20 protein-coding genes and 1 pseudogene are annotated in these 18208 nt (G+C 71.8%); 12 read left to right on the top strand and 9 right to left on the bottom strand.

The features are described 5' to 3' along the window. Positions 1-29: 29 nt before the first annotated feature. Positions 30-941: a pseudouridine-5'-phosphate glycosidase gene (locus OH768_RS39200; RefSeq protein ID WP_406460969.1), complete on the top strand. Its 912-nt coding sequence runs from the start codon at positions 30-32 to the stop codon at positions 939-941. Next, positions 938-1852, top strand: coding sequence for a carbohydrate kinase family protein (locus tag OH768_RS39195; RefSeq protein WP_406460967.1), 915 nt, complete (start codon positions 938-940; stop codon positions 1850-1852). Before OH768_RS39200 ends, OH768_RS39195 begins: the two co-directional genes overlap by 4 nt. A 70-nt stretch (positions 1853-1922) precedes the next feature. Here the strand turns inward: OH768_RS39195 and OH768_RS39190 are convergent, their stop codons facing one another. Further along, positions 1923-2717, bottom strand: a complete 795-nt coding sequence (locus OH768_RS39190) for a methyltransferase domain-containing protein (RefSeq protein WP_406460965.1) — start codon at positions 2715-2717, stop codon at positions 1923-1925. Positions 2718-2976: 259 nt separating this feature from the next. Between OH768_RS39190 and OH768_RS39185 the strand changes: the two genes are divergently transcribed. Continuing rightward, positions 2977-4104, top strand: coding sequence for a magnesium and cobalt transport protein CorA (locus tag OH768_RS39185; RefSeq protein WP_093625477.1), 1128 nt, complete (start codon positions 2977-2979; stop codon positions 4102-4104). 50 nt (positions 4105-4154) lie between these two features. Here OH768_RS39185 and OH768_RS39180 read toward each other — a convergent pair whose 3' ends face one another. The 4 genes from OH768_RS39180 to OH768_RS39165 form a co-directional block, all read right to left on the bottom strand. Beyond that, positions 4155-4583 carry a CBS domain-containing protein gene (locus OH768_RS39180; RefSeq protein WP_406460961.1) on the bottom strand — a complete coding sequence of 143 codons (429 nt, stop codon included), beginning with the start codon at positions 4581-4583 and terminating at the stop codon, positions 4155-4157. A 143-nt stretch (positions 4584-4726) separates the two neighbouring features. Beyond that, positions 4727-5119, bottom strand: a complete 393-nt coding sequence (locus OH768_RS39175) for a PPOX class F420-dependent oxidoreductase (protein ID WP_406460959.1) — start codon at positions 5117-5119, stop codon at positions 4727-4729. Between the two features lie 53 nt (positions 5120-5172). Further along, on the bottom strand, positions 5173-5826 hold the full coding sequence (locus OH768_RS39170; protein WP_406460957.1) for a uridine kinase: 654 nt from the start codon (positions 5824-5826) through the stop codon (positions 5173-5175). Between the two features lie 17 nt (positions 5827-5843). After that, positions 5844-6251: a winged helix-turn-helix transcriptional regulator gene (locus OH768_RS39165; RefSeq protein ID WP_406460955.1), complete on the bottom strand. Its 408-nt coding sequence runs from the start codon at positions 6249-6251 to the stop codon at positions 5844-5846. A gap of 99 nt (positions 6252-6350) precedes the next feature. Here OH768_RS39165 and OH768_RS39160 point away from each other — a divergent pair, with 99 nt between their 5' ends. From OH768_RS39160 to OH768_RS39145, 4 genes are all read left to right on the top strand, one after another. Continuing rightward, complete coding sequence (locus tag OH768_RS39160; RefSeq protein WP_406460953.1) at positions 6351-7046, top strand: NAD(P)-dependent oxidoreductase; 696 nt, start codon at positions 6351-6353, stop codon at positions 7044-7046. Positions 7047-7102: 56 nt separating this feature from the next. Beyond that, positions 7103-7807 (top strand): DUF2293 domain-containing protein, encoded by a 705-nt coding sequence (locus OH768_RS39155; protein ID WP_406460951.1) that lies wholly within the window; start codon positions 7103-7105, stop codon positions 7805-7807. A gap of 175 nt (positions 7808-7982) precedes the next feature. Beyond that, a complete protein-coding gene (locus OH768_RS39150; RefSeq protein ID WP_406460949.1) occupies positions 7983-8462 on the top strand; it encodes a DUF1772 domain-containing protein in 480 nt (159 codons plus the stop codon). A gap of 188 nt (positions 8463-8650) precedes the next feature. Beyond that, entirely contained in the window at positions 8651-10138 is a 1488-nt protein-coding gene (locus OH768_RS39145) for a glutamate synthase subunit beta (protein WP_406460947.1), read from the top strand. 9 nt (positions 10139-10147) lie between these two features. Here the strand turns inward: OH768_RS39145 and OH768_RS39140 are convergent, their stop codons facing one another. Then, positions 10148-10633 carry a carboxymuconolactone decarboxylase family protein gene (locus OH768_RS39140; RefSeq protein WP_406460945.1) on the bottom strand — a complete coding sequence of 162 codons (486 nt, stop codon included), beginning with the start codon at positions 10631-10633 and terminating at the stop codon, positions 10148-10150. Positions 10634-10679: 46 nt separating this feature from the next. Here OH768_RS39140 and OH768_RS39135 point away from each other — a divergent pair, with 46 nt between their 5' ends. Further along, positions 10680-12146 (top strand): PLP-dependent aminotransferase family protein, encoded by a 1467-nt coding sequence (locus OH768_RS39135; RefSeq protein WP_406460944.1) that lies wholly within the window; start codon positions 10680-10682, stop codon positions 12144-12146. A gap of 230 nt (positions 12147-12376) precedes the next feature. On the opposite strand, the gene OH768_RS39130 is transcribed toward OH768_RS39135, so the two are convergent. Further along, positions 12377-12613 (bottom strand): hypothetical protein, encoded by a 237-nt coding sequence (locus OH768_RS39130; RefSeq protein WP_406460942.1) that lies wholly within the window; start codon positions 12611-12613, stop codon positions 12377-12379. 191 nt (positions 12614-12804) lie between these two features. Here OH768_RS39130 and OH768_RS39125 point away from each other — a divergent pair, with 191 nt between their 5' ends. Continuing rightward, positions 12805-13200 carry a fused DSP-PTPase phosphatase/NAD kinase-like protein gene (locus tag OH768_RS39125; RefSeq protein WP_406465634.1) on the top strand — a complete coding sequence of 132 codons (396 nt, stop codon included), beginning with the start codon at positions 12805-12807 and terminating at the stop codon, positions 13198-13200. Between the two features lie 97 nt (positions 13201-13297). On the opposite strand, the gene OH768_RS39120 is transcribed toward OH768_RS39125, so the two are convergent. Next, positions 13298-13552 (bottom strand): DUF397 domain-containing protein, encoded by a 255-nt coding sequence (locus tag OH768_RS39120; protein ID WP_019060458.1) that lies wholly within the window; start codon positions 13550-13552, stop codon positions 13298-13300. Next, complete coding sequence (locus OH768_RS39115) at positions 13553-14413, bottom strand: helix-turn-helix domain-containing protein (RefSeq protein WP_406460941.1); 861 nt, start codon at positions 14411-14413, stop codon at positions 13553-13555. Between the two features lie 207 nt (positions 14414-14620). On the opposite strand from OH768_RS39115, the pseudogene OH768_RS39110 reads away from it, so the two are divergent. From OH768_RS39110 to OH768_RS39100, 3 genes and pseudogenes are all read left to right on the top strand, one after another. Beyond that, a pseudogene (locus tag OH768_RS39110) lies at positions 14621-15256 on the top strand (ATP-binding protein); the annotation flags it as partial. Between the two features lie 335 nt (positions 15257-15591). After that, entirely contained in the window at positions 15592-16035 is a 444-nt protein-coding gene (locus OH768_RS39105) for a hypothetical protein (RefSeq protein WP_406460939.1), read from the top strand. A 227-nt stretch (positions 16036-16262) separates the two neighbouring features. Continuing rightward, positions 16263-18206 carry an ABC transporter ATP-binding protein gene (locus OH768_RS39100; RefSeq protein WP_406460937.1) on the top strand — a complete coding sequence of 648 codons (1944 nt, stop codon included), beginning with the start codon at positions 16263-16265 and terminating at the stop codon, positions 18204-18206. Positions 18207-18208 lie beyond the last annotated feature (2 nt).

Genomic DNA, 18208 nt, shown 5'->3' with positions numbered 1-18208 from the left:
ATGAGGGAAGACCGAACGACAGGAGGCGCGTGGTGCTGGTGGTGTCCGAGGAAGTACGCGAGGCGATCGACGCGCGTCGACCCGTGGTGGCCCTGGAGTCGACGATCATCGCGCACGGGCTGCCGCGCCCGCGCAATCTGCAGGTTGCGCTGGAACTGGAGGCGGCGGTACGCCAGGAGGGCGCCGTCCCCGCGACCATCGCCGTGCTCGACGGACGGCCCCATGTCGGCCTGGACAAGGAGCAGTTGGAGCGGGTCGCCAACGAGGACGGGATCCGCAAGCTCGGCCACCGCGATCTGCCGCTCGCGGTGGCGGCGGGGGCCAGCGGGGCGACCACGGTGTCGGCGACGGCGCTGCTGGCGGCGCGGGCAGGCGTCCGGGTGTTCGCGACCGGAGGCCTGGGCGGGGTGCACCGGGAGTGGACGGTGACGCAGGACGAGTCCGCCGACCTGGGGCTGCTGGCGTCCACCCGGATCACGGTGGTGTGCGCAGGCGTGAAGTCGATCCTGGACGTGCCGGCGACCTTGCAGCGCCTGGAGACGCTGGGCGTGGCGGTCGCCGGATACGGCACGGACCGCTTCCCCGGCTTCTACCTCTCCGACTCCGGATACCCGGTGGACTGGACGCTGGAGACCCCCGAGCAGGTGGCGGCCGTGATGCGGGCGCAGGACGCGCTCGACGCCCCTGAGTCGACGCTGATCGTCGCCAACCCGGTGCCCGAGGACGAGCAGTTGGATCCCGCGTTGCACGCGCGCGTGCTCGCCGACGCGCTGCACGCGTGCGAGGCGGAGGGCATCACCGGGCAGGCGGTCACCCCGTTCCTCCTCGGCTACCTCGTGGAGCACACCGACGGTGCCTCGCTGAGCGCCAATCTGGCGGCCGTGCGCGGCAACGTACGGCTGGCGGGGCGGATCGCGGCGGCCTGGGCCGAGGAGGCGTGACGACCGGGCCGAGCGGCGCGCTCCTGGTCGTCGGAGACGTGGTCACGGACATTGTGGCCCGGCATCGGGGCCCGCTCGCCCCGGGCACCGACACGGCCGCCGTGATCCGGACCGTGCCGGGCGGCGCGGGCGCCAACGTGGCGTGCTGGGCGGCCCATTGGGGCTGTGCGGACGTACGGCTGCTCGGTCGCGTGGGTGCGGACGCGGCGGCGTGGCACGAGCGGGAGCTGTTCGCCTCCGGGGTACGGCCCCGTCTCGTCGTCGATCCGGAGGCGGCGACCGGGACGGTGATCTGCCTGGTCGACACGGGGGCGTCGGCCGAGCGGACGTTCCTCACCGACAGTGGCGCGGCCCTGCGGCTCGGCCCCGAGGACTGGTCGGACTCGCTGCTGGACGGCGTCGTACGGCTGCATCTGTCGGGCTATCTGCTGTTCTCCGAACCGAGCCGGGCGTTTGTGGCCGCGGCGGTGGAGTCGGCACGCGCGCGTGGAGTGCCGGTGAGTCTGGATCCGGCGTCGGCGGGGTTCCTGGTGGAGCTGGGCGTGGACCGTTTCCTGGCGCTCGTCGAGGGGGTGGACGTGCTGCTGCCCAGCCGGGACGAGGCGTGTCTGCTCACCGGGTTGCCCGATCCGGCGGACGCGGCGGCCAAGTTGAGCCGTCATGTCCCCCTGGTCGTCACCAAGCAGGGCGCCGAGGGAGCCCTGCTGGCCCACTCCGGCACGGTCCACGCACACGTACCGGCCGAGCCCGCCACGCCCCGGGACACCACGGGCGCGGGCGACGCGTTCACAGGGGCGTTCCTCGCGACCCTGCTGACGGGCGCCGATCCCGAGAAAGCGGCGCGGGAAGGGTGCCGGGCGGGGGCGCAGGCGGTGGAACGGGTGGGAGGGCGACCACCTGGACGAGGGTGAATGACGGGCAGTCACCCCTGAAGCAACCCCCGCCTCCCGCACCCACCCGGCGCCAACTCCCTCTCCCCGCCTACCCCTTCCGCCCCCAAGCCGAGATCATCGGTGCCGTCGCCAGATCCATCGTGCCGGAGGCGACGTTGGCCAGGTGGCGGTCGATGTCCTCGTCAGTGGCAAGGCCGGCGTTGACGAGTTGGCCGCGGATCTGGCGGACCGTGGCGGATTCCAGGGCGGCGCAGGCCGGTGAGGTGACCGGGAAGTACGCGTCGGCCTCCACCCGGCGCAGACCGGCCTCGCGGAGCAGGCGCGGGAGTTTCCGGCCGTAGGAGAGGTCGGCGCCGCGGTCGCCGAGGAGGGTGCGGAAGCCGTTGCGGAGACGGTTCGCTAGTTGCTGCTCGGGGCCGTGTTCGTCTGGGCAGAGCAGGGGCTGGAGGGCGGGGTCGGCGTCCTCGATCAGGAGGCGTCCGCCGGGGCGCAGGGACTTGATCATCGAGCGCAACGCCCGTTCCCGGTCCGGGACATGGACGAGGACCAGTCGGGCGTGCACGAGGTCGAAGCCCTCCCCCGGCGGCTCCTCGGCGCCGACGTCGTGGACGCGCACCTCGATCGGCGGGCGGGCCACCGAGGCGACCTGGGAGGTGTCGATGTCGGTCGCGAGGACCTTCCCGGTCGGTCCGACCTTCTTGGCCAGCCAGGACACCACCGACGTACCGCCGACGCCGACCTCCCAGACGCGCCAACCGAATCCGACGCCGGACCCCTCCAGGTGACGGAACGTCGTGGGGTCGAAGAGCGTGGCGAAGGCGTCGAAGCGCTGCCCCGCCTCGGACTGCCGGTTGTCGAGGAGATACCCGTCGGATCGCGTCATGCCGTGATCATCCCAGTTGCTCCGCTTCTCGGGAGGGGGCGACGCTCCGGTTCGGAACGCCCTTGCCACGGCCGTGCGCCCGCTCCCGCACGGCTTCGTCCACAGCGGGGAACAAGGCGCACGCACGGCTTCGTCCACAGGCGGGAACAAAGCGGAGGATTCCGTTCCCACAGGCTTACCCGCCGCTCACGTCGGCCTGGCAAACTGGCACGCCAGGCGCAGAAATGCGATGCGAGGGGATCCACGCAAGGAGATCCGGATGTCCATGGCAGGGAATCTTCGGAAGGTCACGGGCCTCGGCAGGGTCGGCGGCCTCCGCAAGGTGGCGCGGCTGGCGCGACGGCGCCCGCGGGTCGACCTGAGCCACCACGCCCGGTCACCCCTGGGCTCCTCGGTGGTGAAGTGCGTCACGTATCAGGACGGCGTCCGGGTCCCGGTCGGCGGCGATCTGGTGGACGCCGTCGAGCGGGTGCGCAAGAAGGACGACGGGTTCGTCTGGCTCGGTCTGCACGAGCCGACGAACGAGGAGTTCGCGGGCATCGCCGAGCTCTTCGACCTGCACCCGCTGGCGGTCGAGGACGCGATCGAGGCCCATCAGCGCCCGAAGGTGGAGCGCTACGGCGAGACGCTGTTCGCGGTGTTCAAGACGGTCTGCTACGTCGAGCACGAGAAGCTGACGGCGACGAGCGAGGTCGTGGACACCGGCGAGATCATGGTGTTCGTCGGCGCCGAGTTCGTCATCACCGTGCGGCACGGACGGCACGGCTCGCTGGGGCCGCTGCGCGAGGAGTTGGAGTCGAACCCCCGGCAGCTCGCCAAGGGGCCGGCCGCGGTGCTGCACGCGATCGCGGACCACGTGGTCGACGACTATCTGAGCGTCACGGACTCGGTGCAGGCGGACATCGACCAGGTGGAGACGGACGTGTTCGCGGAGAACGGCGCGCGGGCGGACCCGGGCCGTATCTACCAACTCAAGCGTGAGCTGCTGGAGTTGAAGCGGGCGGTGGTCCCCCTCAGCGGCCCGCTGGAGGCGCTGTCCACACGGCCGATGCGGGTGGTCGGACCGGAGATACAGGCCTACTTCCGCGATGTCTCCGACCATCTGCTGCGGGCGAAGGAGCAGATCGCGTCCTTCGACGAACTGCTCAACTCGATTCTGCAGGCGCACCTCGCCCAGGTGACGGTCGCGCAGAACGAGGACATGCGGAAGATCACGGCCTGGGCCGCGGTGATCGCCGTGCCGACGATGGTGTGCGGTGTGTACGGCATGAACTTCGACCACATGCCGGAGCTGCACTGGCGGTTCGGCTATCCGCTGGTCCTCGGCGTGATATCCGTGGCCTGTCTGGCGCTGTACCGGGGCTTCCGGCGCAACGGCTGGCTCTGAACCCTCCGGCGTTAACCGTCCGGCGGCCCAGAGCACAACCGTCCGGAGGTTCAGCTCATGGCGCTTCGGGCGTAGACGCTCTCGACCCAGGTGGCGAGCTGGTCCTCCGTCAGATGCTGGGCGAGGTCGGCCTCGCTGATCATGCCGACGAGGCGTTTGTTCTCGATGACGGGAAGCCGGCGGATCTGGTGTCCCTGCATCTCCTGGAGCACCTCGCCGACATCGGCGCCGGCGTCGATCCAGCGGGGCGTGCCCTGGGCCATCTCGCCCGCGGTGATCTTCGCCGGATCGTGGCCCATGGCCACACAGCCGACGACGATGTCCCGGTCGGTGAGGATGCCGCAGAGCCGTTCGTTCTCGTCGCTGATGGGCAGGGCTCCGACGCCCAGTTCGCGCATCAGCTGGGCGGCGCGGTCCAGGGTTTCATGGGCGGGGATCCACTGGGCGCCCCTGTGCATGATGTCTCCGGCGGTGGTCATGAAGTACCTCCCGGTGCCGGACGGCCGGCGCGGCACAGAACGTTCCGCTAGTCCCGGCGCCCTACATTCTCGCCGCGCGGCGGGGCGAACGCACCCGGACGGTCGGGACTTCCGGGGCACCGACCGGGAATCCGGGACGGCGCTCAGACCTGGAAGCCCACGATCTTCTGCGGCACGACGCGGACGATCACCCGCACCTGGTCGTCCCGTTCGCCGGGCGGGTCGATGCCGAGGTACTTGTGCGAGAGCTCGTACGGGAGCTGCTTGTCCGGGTCGGGGAGGATCTCGGCGGTGCCGCGGATCTCGACCGAGGCATAGGGGTTGGCGAGGTCGAACACCGACAGGCTGACGCGGGGATCGTGGCGGAGGTTGCGCACCTTCTGGCGGTCCTGGAGGGAGGAGAAGACGACGGTGTCACCCTCGCGCTTGACCCAGACCACCGAGGTCTGCGGGGCGCCGTCGGGGCGGAGAGTGGCGACGCTGGCGAAGTTCTTGCCGTCGAGCAGGGCGCGGACGGACTCGTCGAAGATCGGCATACCGACACCCTAACTAAATGCACACGCATATAACAGCCCTTGGCTCGGGTCGCTCAACTCTTGGGCAACCCGCCCCACGCCGGGTGACGTGGATCGTCGGCACGCACCAGGACGTCCGCCGTGCCGGCCGGGTCGGTCTCGTCCTCGTAGCGCTCGAAGGCGGGCAGGGTCCAGTGCTCGGTCTCGGGGGTACGGCGGCGCAGGGCGCCCGGCGAGAGGAGGACGTGGAGGGTCAGGTCGAAGGGGAACCAGTGCCGCAGAAGGAGGGGGCCGTGCAGCAACAGAAGGGCGCCGCGCGGGAGTTGGACGTAGGGGCTGCGGGTGGCGCGGTCGGCGGCCGGGTCCCACAGGTCGGGCAGGACGCGGCCGTCGCCGTCCGGTTCGAGTGGCCCGAAGACCTCGCGCCACAGGGCCCGGGTGTCGAACCAGCCGTCGTAGTAGGCGTCGGTGTCCTGGTGCCCGTACTCCAGGCGCAGCGAGGCGGGGCGCAGGAAGCCCTGCGTGCCGACGACGAGCGAGGAACGGCCGCGGACGCGCAGCGCCTCCGAGACGCGCTCGGCGAGGTCGCCCGGACGGGCCGCCGGGGCGCCGTCGAAGGCGATGCGCGGCCAGGGGCCGCCGTCGGCCGGCTTCAGGTCGAGCAGGCGCTCGGCGAGGAGGTCGCCGAGCCGGTCCCAGGTGATCGCTTCCAGTCGCACAGGGCCCATGATGCGTCAGGCCTCGGTCAGGAGGTGTCGCGCGAGTGGCTCCGGCGGGCGGCGAGCAAGTGCGGGAGATGGGTCTCGCTCCAGGCGCGCGCGGCGTCGAGGAGGGGAATGAGGCTGCGGCCGAGAGGGGTGAGGGCGTATTCGACACGCGGTGGGTTCTCGTCGTACGCGGTCCTGGTCAGCAGGCCGTCGCGCCGCATGGCACGCAGGGTCTCGCTGAGGACCTTGGGGGTGACGGCCCTGAGTGGCACCTGGAGTTCGGTGAACCGGCGCGGGCCGCCTTCGAGACAGCGAACGACCATACCGGTCCACTTGTCACCGACCCGGAAGGGCATCACGGAGGAGGGGCAGACGGGGTCGAACATGTCGGGGTCCAGCGGATCCTGCGAATCCCGCCGCACGGCGGCGTCCGTCGCTTCGGTCATCCGTCGAGGCTAGCGCCGATACCGTTGAAGTAACCGGGCCTCCGGTCCCTAACGTCCAGGTCGGGCGGCGAAGGGCGCTGCCGGGCAAGGGGGTTGGGCATGGACGGGATCGTCGTCTTCGGGGCCGGGGGCCGGGCGGGACGGGCGATGACGGCCGAGGCGCTCGGGCGTGGGTACGGGGTGACGGCCGTGGTGCGGGATCCGGAGCGGTACGCGGAACTCGCCACGGAGGGCGTCTCGGTCGTACGGGGTGATGTGACCGATGCCGGGTCGGTGCGGGAGGTCGCGGGCGGGGCGGTGGGCGCCGTGCACGCGGTGTCGCCGTTCAGCGGGCCCGAGCAGGGGTTCGCGTCGCTCGATCCCGACTTCTTCGTCAAGGCGGCGGACGCGCTGCTGGCGGGGCTGGCCTCGGCGGGGGTGCGGCGGCTGGTCGCGGTCGGGCTGTTCGCGAACCTCCTCGGGGCGGACGGGCGCCCGGTGATGGACGACCCCGCGGCGTTTCCGCCGGAGATCCGGCCGTTCGCGCTGGCCCACACGGCGGGCCTGCGGCGCCTGCGGGAGTCGGGCGAGGGCCCGGTCGACTGGCTGATGCTCCCGCCGGGCGGCGGGCTGGACCAGGACGCCCCGCGCACCGGGCGCCACCGGTTCGGCGACGAGCGGGTGCCGGAGGGTGCGCCCGGGCTGTCGTACGCGGATCTGGCCGTGGCGGTGCTCGACGAGGTCGGGACGCCGAGCCGGCACCGGACGCGTGTGTCGGTGTTCGTTCCGCGCGAGGCGCATGTGCGGCGGATGTAGAAGACAGGTAAAAGAAGACAGGAGAGAGGTGGTCGGTGGCAGGGAATGGATCTCGTATGGCATCGCTCTCGACTCCCCCGGTCCGCAACGGACTTGTGGTCGGCAGTGGACTCGTGGTCGTCCAGCCGCTCAGGAAACGGCACTGTGCGGGGTGTCGTCGAGGGCCGTTGGCGCTGCTGGTCCTCGAGGGCGGGGTGCCGCGGTGTCTCGACTGTGCCGACCTCGGGCATCTGGTGTTCCTGCCGCGCGGCGACACGGCGCTGACGCGCAGGGCGCGGGAGGAGAGCGCGCTGTCGGCGGTGGTCGTGCGGTTCGACCGGCGCCGGGGCCGGTACGAGCGGCAGGGCGTCCTCGTCGAGGAGGCGGGGCTCGCCCGGGCCGAGGAACGGTGCCTCGCGGACGCCGAGGCACGGCGGCGGCGCCGGGTGCGGGACGCGGGGCGGCGGGCCATGGAGGACGTGCGCTTCACGGAGGCGTTCGCGGCGGAGATACGGCGGCTGTTCCCGGGCTGCCCGGAGGAGCGGGCCCGGACGATCGCCGCGCACGCCTCGCTGCGGGGCAGCGGGCGGGTGGGGCGGAGCGCGGCGGGCCGGGCGTTGTCCGAGGGCGCGGTGGTCTCGGCGGTGGTGGCGTCCGTACGGCATGTGGACACGCCGTACGACCAGTTGCTGATGAGCGGGGTGCCGAGACACGAGGCACGACGGCGGATCACGGCGGGGGTGGAGCAGGTGCTGCGGCGCTGGCGGGATGTCTCCGCATGACGTCCGCCGGTGTCGGCCGCTGTCCACCGGTGTTGGCGGGCGGGCGGCGTTCTGGACGCACGCGTATGGCCCGGCGGTTCTCGGCCATGGTTGCGCGGGCGGGGATGGGTTCGACTTGTCGTGATGGTTGGTGGTGGGCAGGATCTCGGCTCTACGGGCGGGAGTTGGTGTCGGCATGATCGGTGAACCGTATTTCGCGCTGACGGTTCTGGGGGTGCTCGCGACCGGGGTGATGGCCGGTGTGTTCTGTGCCTTCTCCGTGCTGGTCGTGCGGGGGCTGGCCGAGCTGCCGCCCGCGCAGGGTGTCGCCGCGATGAACTCGATCAACAGGGCGGCGATGACTCCCGCGTTCATGCTGCTGTTCGCCGGTTCGGCGCTGGTGTGCGCGGTGATCGCCGTGGTGACGTTCGTGCTGTGGCCGGACCAGGGGACGGTGGAGTTGCTGTTGGGCAGCGCGCTGTATCTGTTCGGGTCGTTCGGGCTGACCCTCGTCGCGAACGTGCCCCGCAACGACGCCCTGCTGAAACTGGACCCGGGGACCCCGGAGGCAGCCGCTTACTGGCCGTCGTACGTACGCGAGTGGACGATGTGGAATCACGTCCGCGCGGTGACCTCGGCCGCCGCCGCGCTGGTCTACATGCTGGCTCTCGCCTGAGCGAAGTCCCAAGATCAACTGAGCGCGCGCTGAGGAACACCGGGAAAGGGCGGCACAAGCCTGCGCAAACCCCCTTGAGAAAACGGTCTCGCCCACTCTGCACGCTCGGCCGGGGGGCCTTATCGTGGCTGAAAGAGTGCCGCTCGATGACGCACGGCCTGTCGCATGCGGACGCGAGGAAGACCGCCATGGCCGATCCCAAGGGTTTTATGACCACTCCGCGCGAGGAGTGGCCCCGCAGGCCCGTCGACGAGCGGGTGCGGGACTGGGACGAGGTGTATGTCCCGGGCGCGCTGCTGCCGATCGTGAGCAAGCAGGCCGACCGCTGCATGGACTGCGGTGTCCCCTTCTGCCACGACGCCTGTCCGCTCGGCAATCTGATCCCCGAGTGGAACGATCTGGTCAGCCGGGAGGACTGGCGGGCGGCGGCCGACCGGCTGCACGCCACCAACAACTTCCCCGAATTCACCGGGCGGTTGTGTCCGGCGCCGTGCGAGGCCGGCTGCGTGCTCGCCATCAACCAGCCCGCGGTCACCATCAAGAACGTCGAGGTGGCCATCGCCGACCGCGCGTGGACCGACGGTTTCACGCCACCCAGACCGCCGGACCGGTTGTCCGGGCGGACCGTCGCGGTGGTCGGCTCCGGACCCACCGGCCTTGCCGCGGCACAGCAGCTGACGCGCGCCGGCCACACGGTCGCCGTGTACGAGCGGGACGACCGGCTCGGCGGGCTGATGCGGTACGGCATCCCCGAGTTCAAGATGGAGAAGCGGCATCTGGAACGGCGGCTGGAGCAGATGCGGGCCGAGGGCACCAAGTTCCGTACATCGACGATGGTCGGACGGGATGTCGGAGCGGCCGAACTGCGGGCGCGCTACGACGCGGTGGTGATCGCCACGGGAGCGACCGCGTGGCGTGAACTCGCCGTGCCGGGGCGGGAGTTGACCGGAATCCACCAGGCGATGGAGTATCTGCCGCTGGCCAACCGGGTGTGCGAGGGGGACCTGGCCGAGTCCCCGGTGTCCGCCGCCGGGAAGCATGTCGTCATCGTCGGCGGCGGCGACACCGGGGCCGACTGTCTCGGCACCGCGGTGCGTGAAGGGGCCGCGTCCGTCACCCAGTTGGACATCTACGCCCAGCCGGACGCCGAGCGCGACGAGGACGCGGAGCCCTGGCCGACGTATCCGAAGATCTATCGGATGTCGGCCGCGCACGAGGAGGCGCGGGATCTGAGGACGGCACCCGTGGCGGACGCGGACGCCCGGTTGTTCGCGGCGTCGACACTCCGCTTCGAGGGGGACGCCGAGGGGCGAGTGCGGTCGCTGCATCTGGTCGAAGTCGACGCGGAGCGGCGCCCGTTGGACGGTTCCGGGCGCAGTCTGCCCGCCGATCTCGTGCTGCTCGCGCTCGGGTTCTCCGGGCCCGACCGGGCGGACGGGCTCATCGATCAGCTGCGGCTGGCGATGGCACCGCGCGGCACGATCACCCGGGACGCGGACTTCGCGACGAGCGCGCGGGGCGTGTTCGTCGCGGGGGACGCGGCTCGGGGCCAGTCGCTGATCGTGTGGGCGATCGCGGAGGGGCGGGCGGTGGCGGCGGCCGTCGACCGCTATCTGACGGGGAGTTCGCAGCTGCCGGCGCCGATCGGGCCGTACGACCGGCCGATGACTGTGTGACGGGCCGCGTCAGCGTCGCTGGTCCGTGCCCGCCACCTTCGCGGTCGACAGGGCCATCCGGTTCCAGGTGTTGATCGTGAGGATCAGGGACAGGACGTGGGCCAGTTCCTCCTCGTCGAACTGGGCGGCCGCCTGCGCGTAGACGTCGTCCGGGACACCGCCGTCGGCCACCAGGGTCACCGACTCCGTGAGGGCGAGGGCCGCCTGCTCGCGCTCGGTGAAGAAGTGCCGGGCCTCGCGCCAGACCGCGACCATGTGCAGCCGGTCCTCGCTCTCGCCGGCCTTGCGGGCGTCGTTCGTGTGCATGTGGAGGCAGTACGCGCAGTGGTTGAGGTGCGAGGCGCGGATCTGGATCAGCTCGACCAGGGCCGGATCCAGGCCCTCACGGGCGGCGGCGTCGAAACCGATGAGGGCGCGGAAGACCTTCGGGGCGGAGCGGGCGAGGTCCAGGCGGGTCGCCGTGGCGCTGACAGGAGCGTTCGGGTGCGTCGTCATGCGACAAATCTACGAGCCGGAAAGACCCCCTGTAGAGTGCATTTCCATGGCGAAATCGTGGGTCAATTCCGCGGAGCGGATCGGCGCCGATCTGCATCTGGAGCTGGCGGGCGGCGGTGGCCGGCGGGCCGCCCTCATCGACGCGCTGCGGGAGGCCGTGCGCGGCGGGCGGCTCGCCCCCGGCACCCGGATGCCGCCGTACCGCTCGCTCGCCGCCGACCTCGGGGTCGCCCGGAACACGGTCGCGGACGCGTACGCGGAACTGGTCGCGGAGGGCTGGCTGACCGCGCGCCAGGGCTCGGGCACCCGGGTCGCCGACAGAACCCGGCCACTACGGGCGCAGCCGCCGCGACACGCCGGGAACGGCCCGGTTACGGCACCTCCACGCGCGCGTGCGCCCCGGCACGACCTGCGGCAGGGCACTCCCGACACGTCGGCGTTCCCGCGCGCGGAATGGCTGGCGTCCTACCGACGGGCGCTCCGGCGGGCGCCCGACGAGGTGTTCGGGCCCGGTGATCCGGCCGGCCGAGTCGAGTTGCGGGAGGCGCTCACCGAATACCTGGCACGCGCGCGTGGCGTACGCACCGCACCCGACCGGATCGTGATCTGCTCCGGCTTCGCGCACGGGCTGCGGCTGCTGTTCGGCCAGGGTGGCGGCGGACCGCTGGCGGTGGAGGCGTACGGACTCGGCTTCCACCGGGAGCTGCTGCGGGCGGCCGGCGTACGGACCGTGCCACTGCCGGTCGACGAACACGGCGCACGCGTCGGGGAGTTGGCGAGGGAGCGGGCCGTACTGCTCACGCCCGCGCACCAGTTCCCCACCGGCGGCCCGCTCCACGCCGAGCGCCGGGCCGCCGTGATCGACTGGGCACGCGCGCGTGGCGGGGTGGTCCTGGAGGACGACTACGACGGCGAGTTCCGCTACGACCGCAAGCCCGTCGGCGCCGTCCAGGGCCTCGACCCTGAGCGGGTGATCCTCCTCGGCTCGGTCAGCAAGAGCCTGTCCCCCGCACTGCGCCTGGGCTGGCTGGTCCTGCCGGAGCGGTACGTCGAGGGCGTGCTCGCGGCCAAGGGCGAACGCGAGGCCTGGGCGAGCGTCCTCGACCAGCTGAGCCTCGCCGACTTCATCACATCGGGGTCCTACGACCGTCATGTGCGGCGGATGCGGCAGCGGTACCGGAGCCGCCGTGACCGCCTCGTCGCGGCGCTCGCCGCTCGGGCCCCGCACATCGAGGTCACCGGGGTCTCCGCGGGCCTGCACGCGGTGCTGCGGCTGCCGCCCGGCACGGAGCGCTCCGCGCTGAAGGCCGCCGCGTGGCAGGGCGTCGCGCTGGACGGACTGGCCGCGTTCCGGCATCCGGAGGCGGCGGCCACGGGGCCGGGGGCGGGAGTTCAGGACGGTCTCGTCGTGGGGTACGCGACGCCCTCGGAGGCCAAGTTCGGTGCCGCGCTGGAGGCACTGTGCGAGGTGCTCCCGCCCGGCGGCCTGAGGGGTTCCTCTGCTGCCGGATGAGCGGCCCTACCGCCCGGCTCCACCTGCGGAGGAGGCGGGGCGTACTGCGCCGGTACGAGTCGTCCGGCGCGGTCTCCTCCCGGCTCACGAAATCCACCGGCGGTGGGCCGGAAATCACCTTCCGGCCGATGCGGAACCCAACGGCGGTGGGATCCTTGGCGCAGGAGGCGAGTTGTCGTCGGGCCCGGGGTGGGGCCGGACGCGGCCCGCCCCCAACCTTCGTTCCGCCGTCAGGCGCGGGGCCACCCCCGCGCGTCCCCCCTGTTGGCGGTCGGTCCTGGAGGGGGTTGATAACGACGCTCGACGAACGTCATGGAGAGGGCGCGCGCGAGGCGGCGGGAGCGCAGGGGGCCGAGGGGCCGTACCGCCCGGCCGCCGCAGTCCCCCTCGATCAGCCCGCTGCCGCACTGCCCGGGCTCGCCGGTTCCAAGGCGGCCAACCTCGCCCGGGCGGCCCGGGTCACCCATGGCTGCCATTGTCCCGCCCTCGCCCCGACTCGCTCTGCCCGCACGCCGATTGCCGAGACGCGCGATGAGGGTTCTCCTCACGATCGTCCTCGGCTACGTCGCCCTGTGGGCCACCGGCGCACTGGGCATCCTCGCGCTGTCGTACTGGGCGCGCGAGGAGACCCCGGCACCGCCGGGCACCCGTCGTCGATCTGCGCGCCGAGGACCTGACCGCGGCCCAGCTCGCCGAACCGCGCAGGGCCGGGCTGACCGTCGTACGACTGCCGATCCGGGACGGGCAGACGCCGGCTCCCGTGCAGGTACAGCGATTTCTGAGGGTCGTGGGATCCGCGGGCGGGCCGGTGTTCGTGCACTGCGGGGCGGGGGTGGGCCGTACCGGGACGATGGCGGCGGCGTATCTCGTGCGGACCGGAGAGAAGACGCCGACGAGGGCGGTCCGGCGGAATCTCGCCGTCGGACCGCCCTCGATCGAGCAGATCTACTACGCGCTGAGCCTCGGCCCCGGCCGGCCGGAGCAACCGCCGTTCCCGGTGGTCGCCGTCAGCCGGCTGGTGGACGCGCCGCGACGCATGCTGTCGTGGTTCTGAAATAAGACATCTCGGGATACCGGGTGATCAAGTCAGTACCAAAATAAGCAGGTTCGGTAAGGAAAAAGCATTCAGCACAGCTGGGTCGCAGGTCGGGTCAGGACAGCAGGAAATCCGCCTCGCCCGCTTTCGCCCCCTCTATGAAGGCCGTCATCTCGTCGGTGGTGTAGATAAGTGCCGGCCCGTCCGGGTCGGTGGACTGGCGGACGGCGATCCGGCCGTCGGCGAGCTTCATCGCCTCCAGGCAGTTGCCGCCGTTGCCGCCGCTCCACGGCTTGTGCCAGCCTTCGCTTCCCAAGTCCCGCGCGGGCATACCGTTGTAGACGCTCATACGCGGCTTGATGCGATCCATTCACAGCTCCTTGCGGAGATCCTTGAGGATCTCCTTCGTGCGATGTGCCGTAGCGGCCTGCGCCGCCATGCGGTCCATGACCTCGAGATGGGTCGCCACCTCTTCGCGCGCGTCCAGATAGACGGCGCCGGTCAGGTACTCGCTGTAGACCATGTCCGGCAGTTCCGGCATGGCAAATCGGAACAGCACGAAGGGCCCGTACGTGCCCGGGTGCGGCCCCGAGGAGAACGGGGCGACCTGCAGGGTCACGTTGGGCAGCTTCGTGGCGTCGAGCAGTTTGTCGATCTGGGCACGCATCACCTCCGGGCCGCCGACATGGCGGCGCAGGGCGGTCTCGTCCATGACGGCCCAGAAGCGGGGCGCGTCGGGACGCGTCAGCAGGTCCTGGCGCTGCATGCGCAGCGCGACATGGCGCTCGATCTCGTCGGGCTCGGTCTGGCCGATGGCGCCCGACAGCAGCACACCGCGCGCGTACTCCTCGGTCTGCAGCAGCCCGGGCACGAAGTGCGGCTCGTACGACCGGATGAGCGCGGCGGCGCCCTCCAGGCTGACGTACATCGAGAACCAGCCCGGCAGGATGTCGTGGAAACGCTGCCACCAGCCGGGTCTGTTGGCCTCCTCGGCCAGCCGCACGAAGGCCGCGGCCTCCTCGTCGGAGACGCCGTAAGACTTCAGGAGGAACTGGAGGTACGGGATCTTGAGGGAGACCTCGGCCATCTCCATACGACGGACCGTGGCGGGCGCGACGCGCAGGACCTTGGCGGCCTCCTCGCGCTTGAGCCCGGCGCGTTCCCGCAGGTCCAGCAGGCGCCGGCCGAGGACGACCTGGCCGACCGTCGGTGCGGACCGCGGCTCGCTCACGCTCCACCTTCCCCCCAATGAGTCCCGTACGGCGAATGAGCCCGGCGCTTGAATCCTGACAGCCCTGCGGCGCCATTCGAAGACTCATTCGAAGATCGGGAGGGACCTCCGGAGATTCCAACTGGCGCCGCGCGACGTTCTGTTGCGAGCAGTGTGCCACGACCGTGCAGAGCGTCATACGGCACTCTGCATTTTTCATAGTGACACTTGCCAAGTGTTCACGGCGGGGCGATAGTTGCAAGCGTGATTCCGTCCGCGCCCTTAGGAACAGACGCCGCCGCAGGCCTCCTCGGTCTCGGTGCCGCCACGGGAGCCGCCCCAGGTGGGGCCGCTGCCGAGCGCCGGTTCCGGTTCGAGCTGGCCGCCCATCCGGGTTCCCCCGCCCAGGCGAGACGCCTGACGCGGGCCCGGCTGTCCGGCTGGTCCGTGTGCGAGGACACCTGCGACACGGCGGTTCTGGTCGTCTCCGAGCTGGTCACCAACGCCATCGTGCACACCGCGAGCAGCCACATAGTCTGCGAGCTGCACGACGGCGACGACCTGGTGCGGATAGCCGTCCGTGACGAGGGCTGTGCTCCTGGCGAGCCGCATCCGTCCCCGCAGCGGCCCGACGAGGAGCACGGGAGGGGATTGCTTCTCATCGACGCGCTGTGCCGGGCCTGGGGCGCAAAGGAACACGGACCCGGCCTGCTCGTCTGGGCCGACCTGCCCCGGCAGGCCGACCCGACCCACGGCCTCCACCCGGCCCCCGGCCACGACAGTTCCATACCGCGCAACGACCTGGGGTGGGGCGCACGACCCAAACCGGTGCCGTCGGGCGGTACGGGCGACGAGGACGAGGCGACGGCACACTTCGGGGCCTTCGAGAATCTGGGCGTATTTCCGGGACGGGGGCATGGGGATGCCTCCCGCGGGCATGGGGGTGCCGGCGGCTTCGGAGGCCTGGATCTCGGCGGCTTCGGGGGCCGGGAACACGGAAACGGGGTGGGTCCCGGCAGCGGGACCGGCTCCGTACACCGGAGCCGGGAGGTCGCCGGACACTTCGGGGAGCCGGGCCGGGAGGACACAGGAACCTCCAGAGGCCGGGGCCACCTGGACGCCGGCGACCTCCCGGACTCCGCGGACACGGCGGGCACCGGGGATGTCGGCGGGTTCGGGGACTTCGGGTCGGGGGTCGCATGGGTCTGAGCGGCGCATCCGGTCCCGGCCAGGTACTCAGTCTCGACACGCTGGTCCGTCTGGGGCGCGCGCTGCACGGACCGGGCACGCCCCGGCGACTGCCCGTCCCCGAAGGCATGACGGCCCCGCTCGGCTGCGACGCCGTGGCGGTGCCCGCCCGTTTCGGACCGCTGGTCCTGCCCCGGCTGCCGCGCGTCGGCTGTGTCTACGCCGACGAGGCGCACTGGTGGTGGATCGTGCCGTCCGACTCCGACTACGCCCTGGACTGGCCGGCGCCGGCGCGATACACCACCGGCGCGCTGGTGCCGGACGCGCCGCGCGCGCCCGGCCTCATTCATCGGCCTGACGGCAAGCTGCCGTATACGCCGCCGATTCCGTTGTATCTGGCTGTTTGCCGGGTGACGGGGGCTACGCCTTCCTGGTCGCGGCCCATTAGCGCGTAGCGCTCCGCGGGGTGGGCGGTTTTTCGTCTGCGGGTTCGGTGGGGGCTGGGCGCGCCCACGCGGCGGAGCCGCATATCGACACAGCCCCGCGCCCCTGACGGGGCACGCCCATCGCAGCCTCTCCCGGCGTACGCCCGCGCGTCCGCAAACCCCTTCCCACGCGCTCTCCCCCACACCGCCCCGCCCCGCGATAGTGGCCGTTCGTCCGCTATCGGGGGAGGTCGACGGTGGGAAGCAAGGGTGACTCGGGGCAGGCGGGGCCGTCCGCGTCGGAGCAGCTGCTCTTCGGTGGGCCCTTGCGCTACGACATGGGATGGAACCAGCACACCGACGCGTTCCTGGAGCTGGGCTTCCGGGCCATGGTGACGCGGTTGCCGGCGATGCTGGGGTCGAGTTTCCGGCTGGCCTGGCAGGCCGATCCACGGGCCGCGCGGATCGTGCTGGCCGCCGAGGCGGGCCGGGGTGTCACGCAGGCGGTGAGTCTGCTCGCGGTCAACAGCGTGCTGGGGCGGCTGATCACCGGCGGCGCGATCGCGGACCGGCTGCACGGTGCGGTGCCGGCGCTGGTCACGATGGCCGCCGTGCTGCTGGTGGGCGCGCTGCTGCGGGCCGCGTCGACGTATGCGACGGGCCGGCTGGAGCCGAAGGTGGAGCGGGTCGCCACCGAGCTGTATCTGGAGCGGGCGGCGGCCGTGGAGCTGGCCGCGATCGAGGACCACGCGTTCCACAAGCTGCTGGACACCGCGCAGTACGGTGCCTCCTCGGCCCGCCGGATGATCTCGCTGGCGACGCGGGTGATGAACGCGGTGATCTCGCTGATCGCGGCGGCCGGTGTGCTGACCGTGCTGCATCCGGCGCTGCTCCCGCTGCTGGTGACGATGACGCTGCCGAGCGCGTGGGGTGCCCTGACGAACGCGCGCCGCCGCTACGAGTCGTTCCACATCTGGGTGCAGCACGCCCGCGCCGGCCATCTCATCAGCGGTCTGCTCACCGAACCGGAGGCGGCGCCGGAGATCCGGGTCCACGGGGTCGGCCCGTTCCTGCTGCGCCACTTCCACGCGATGTCGGAGAGCGCGGAGGCGGAGCAGGCCCGGCTGGCCCGGCTCGCGGCCCGTACCGGTCTGATCGCGGCGACCTGGACGGGCCTCGCGACGGCGGCGACGTACGCGACGCTGGGCGGGCTGCTGCTGTCCGGTGCGATGGCGCTGTCGGTGGCGGGTACGGCGGTGATCGCGATCCGCACCGGTTCCGGGAGCCTCGACACGCTGGTGCTTGCGGTGAACCAGCTGCACGAGGAGGCCCTGTTCGTGGGCGATCTGCAGAAGCTGTACGAGGAGGCGGCCGAGCGGGCGATTCCGGTCGGCGGGGCGGCGCTGCCCGAGGAGCCGCGGGAGATCCGCTTCGAGAACGTCACGTTCAGCTACCCGGGCGAGTCCACCCACCCCGCGCTCGACGACGTCACGCTCAGGCTGCCGCTCGGCCGGATCATCGCGCTGGTCGGCGAGAACGGCTCCGGCAAGACGACCCTGGTCAAGCTGCTGGCCGGGCTGTACCGGCCGGACCGGGGCCGGATCCTGTGGGACGGCGTCGACGCGGCGACGGCGGACCGGCACCAACTGGCCGACCGGATCGCGATGGTGGCGCAGAACTTCAAGCGGTGGCCGTTCACGGCCCGCGTCAACGTGGCCATCGGGCGGTCCGCCGCGCCGCTCACCGAGGAGCGGCTGGCCGGTGCGCTCGCCGAGGCCGGTGCCGAGGAGGTGATCGCGGATCTGCCGCGCGGCCTGGACACCCTGCTGGCCCGCAACTTCAGCGGCGGACACGAACTGTCGGGCGGCCAGTGGCAGCGCCTCGGTATCGCCCGGGCCGCCTACCGCAAGGGCCGCATCCTGATCGTGGACGAGCCGACCGCGGCCCTCGACGCCCGTGCCGAGCTGGAGGTCTTCGAGAAGATCCGCGCGCTGGCAGGCACCGGACAGACGGTCGTCCTGATCACCCACCGGCTGGCGTCCGTACGCCACGCGGATCTGGTGCACGTCCTCGACCAGGGGCGGCTGGTGGAGTCCGGGACGCCCGACGAACTCCTGCTCAGCGGCGGTGTCTACGCGGAGCTGTACGCGTTACAGGCGGACCAGTTCACGGCGAAGGTGCCCGCCCCGAAGGCGGGCTGACG

Origin of the sequence: Streptomyces sp. NBC_01622 (assembly GCF_045209635.1) — a bacterium.
Lineage (GTDB): Bacteria > Actinomycetota > Actinomycetes > Streptomycetales > Streptomycetaceae > Streptomyces.
The sequence above is the reverse complement of the archived record's forward strand: the minus strand, read 5'-3'. Positions and strand labels throughout refer to the sequence as shown.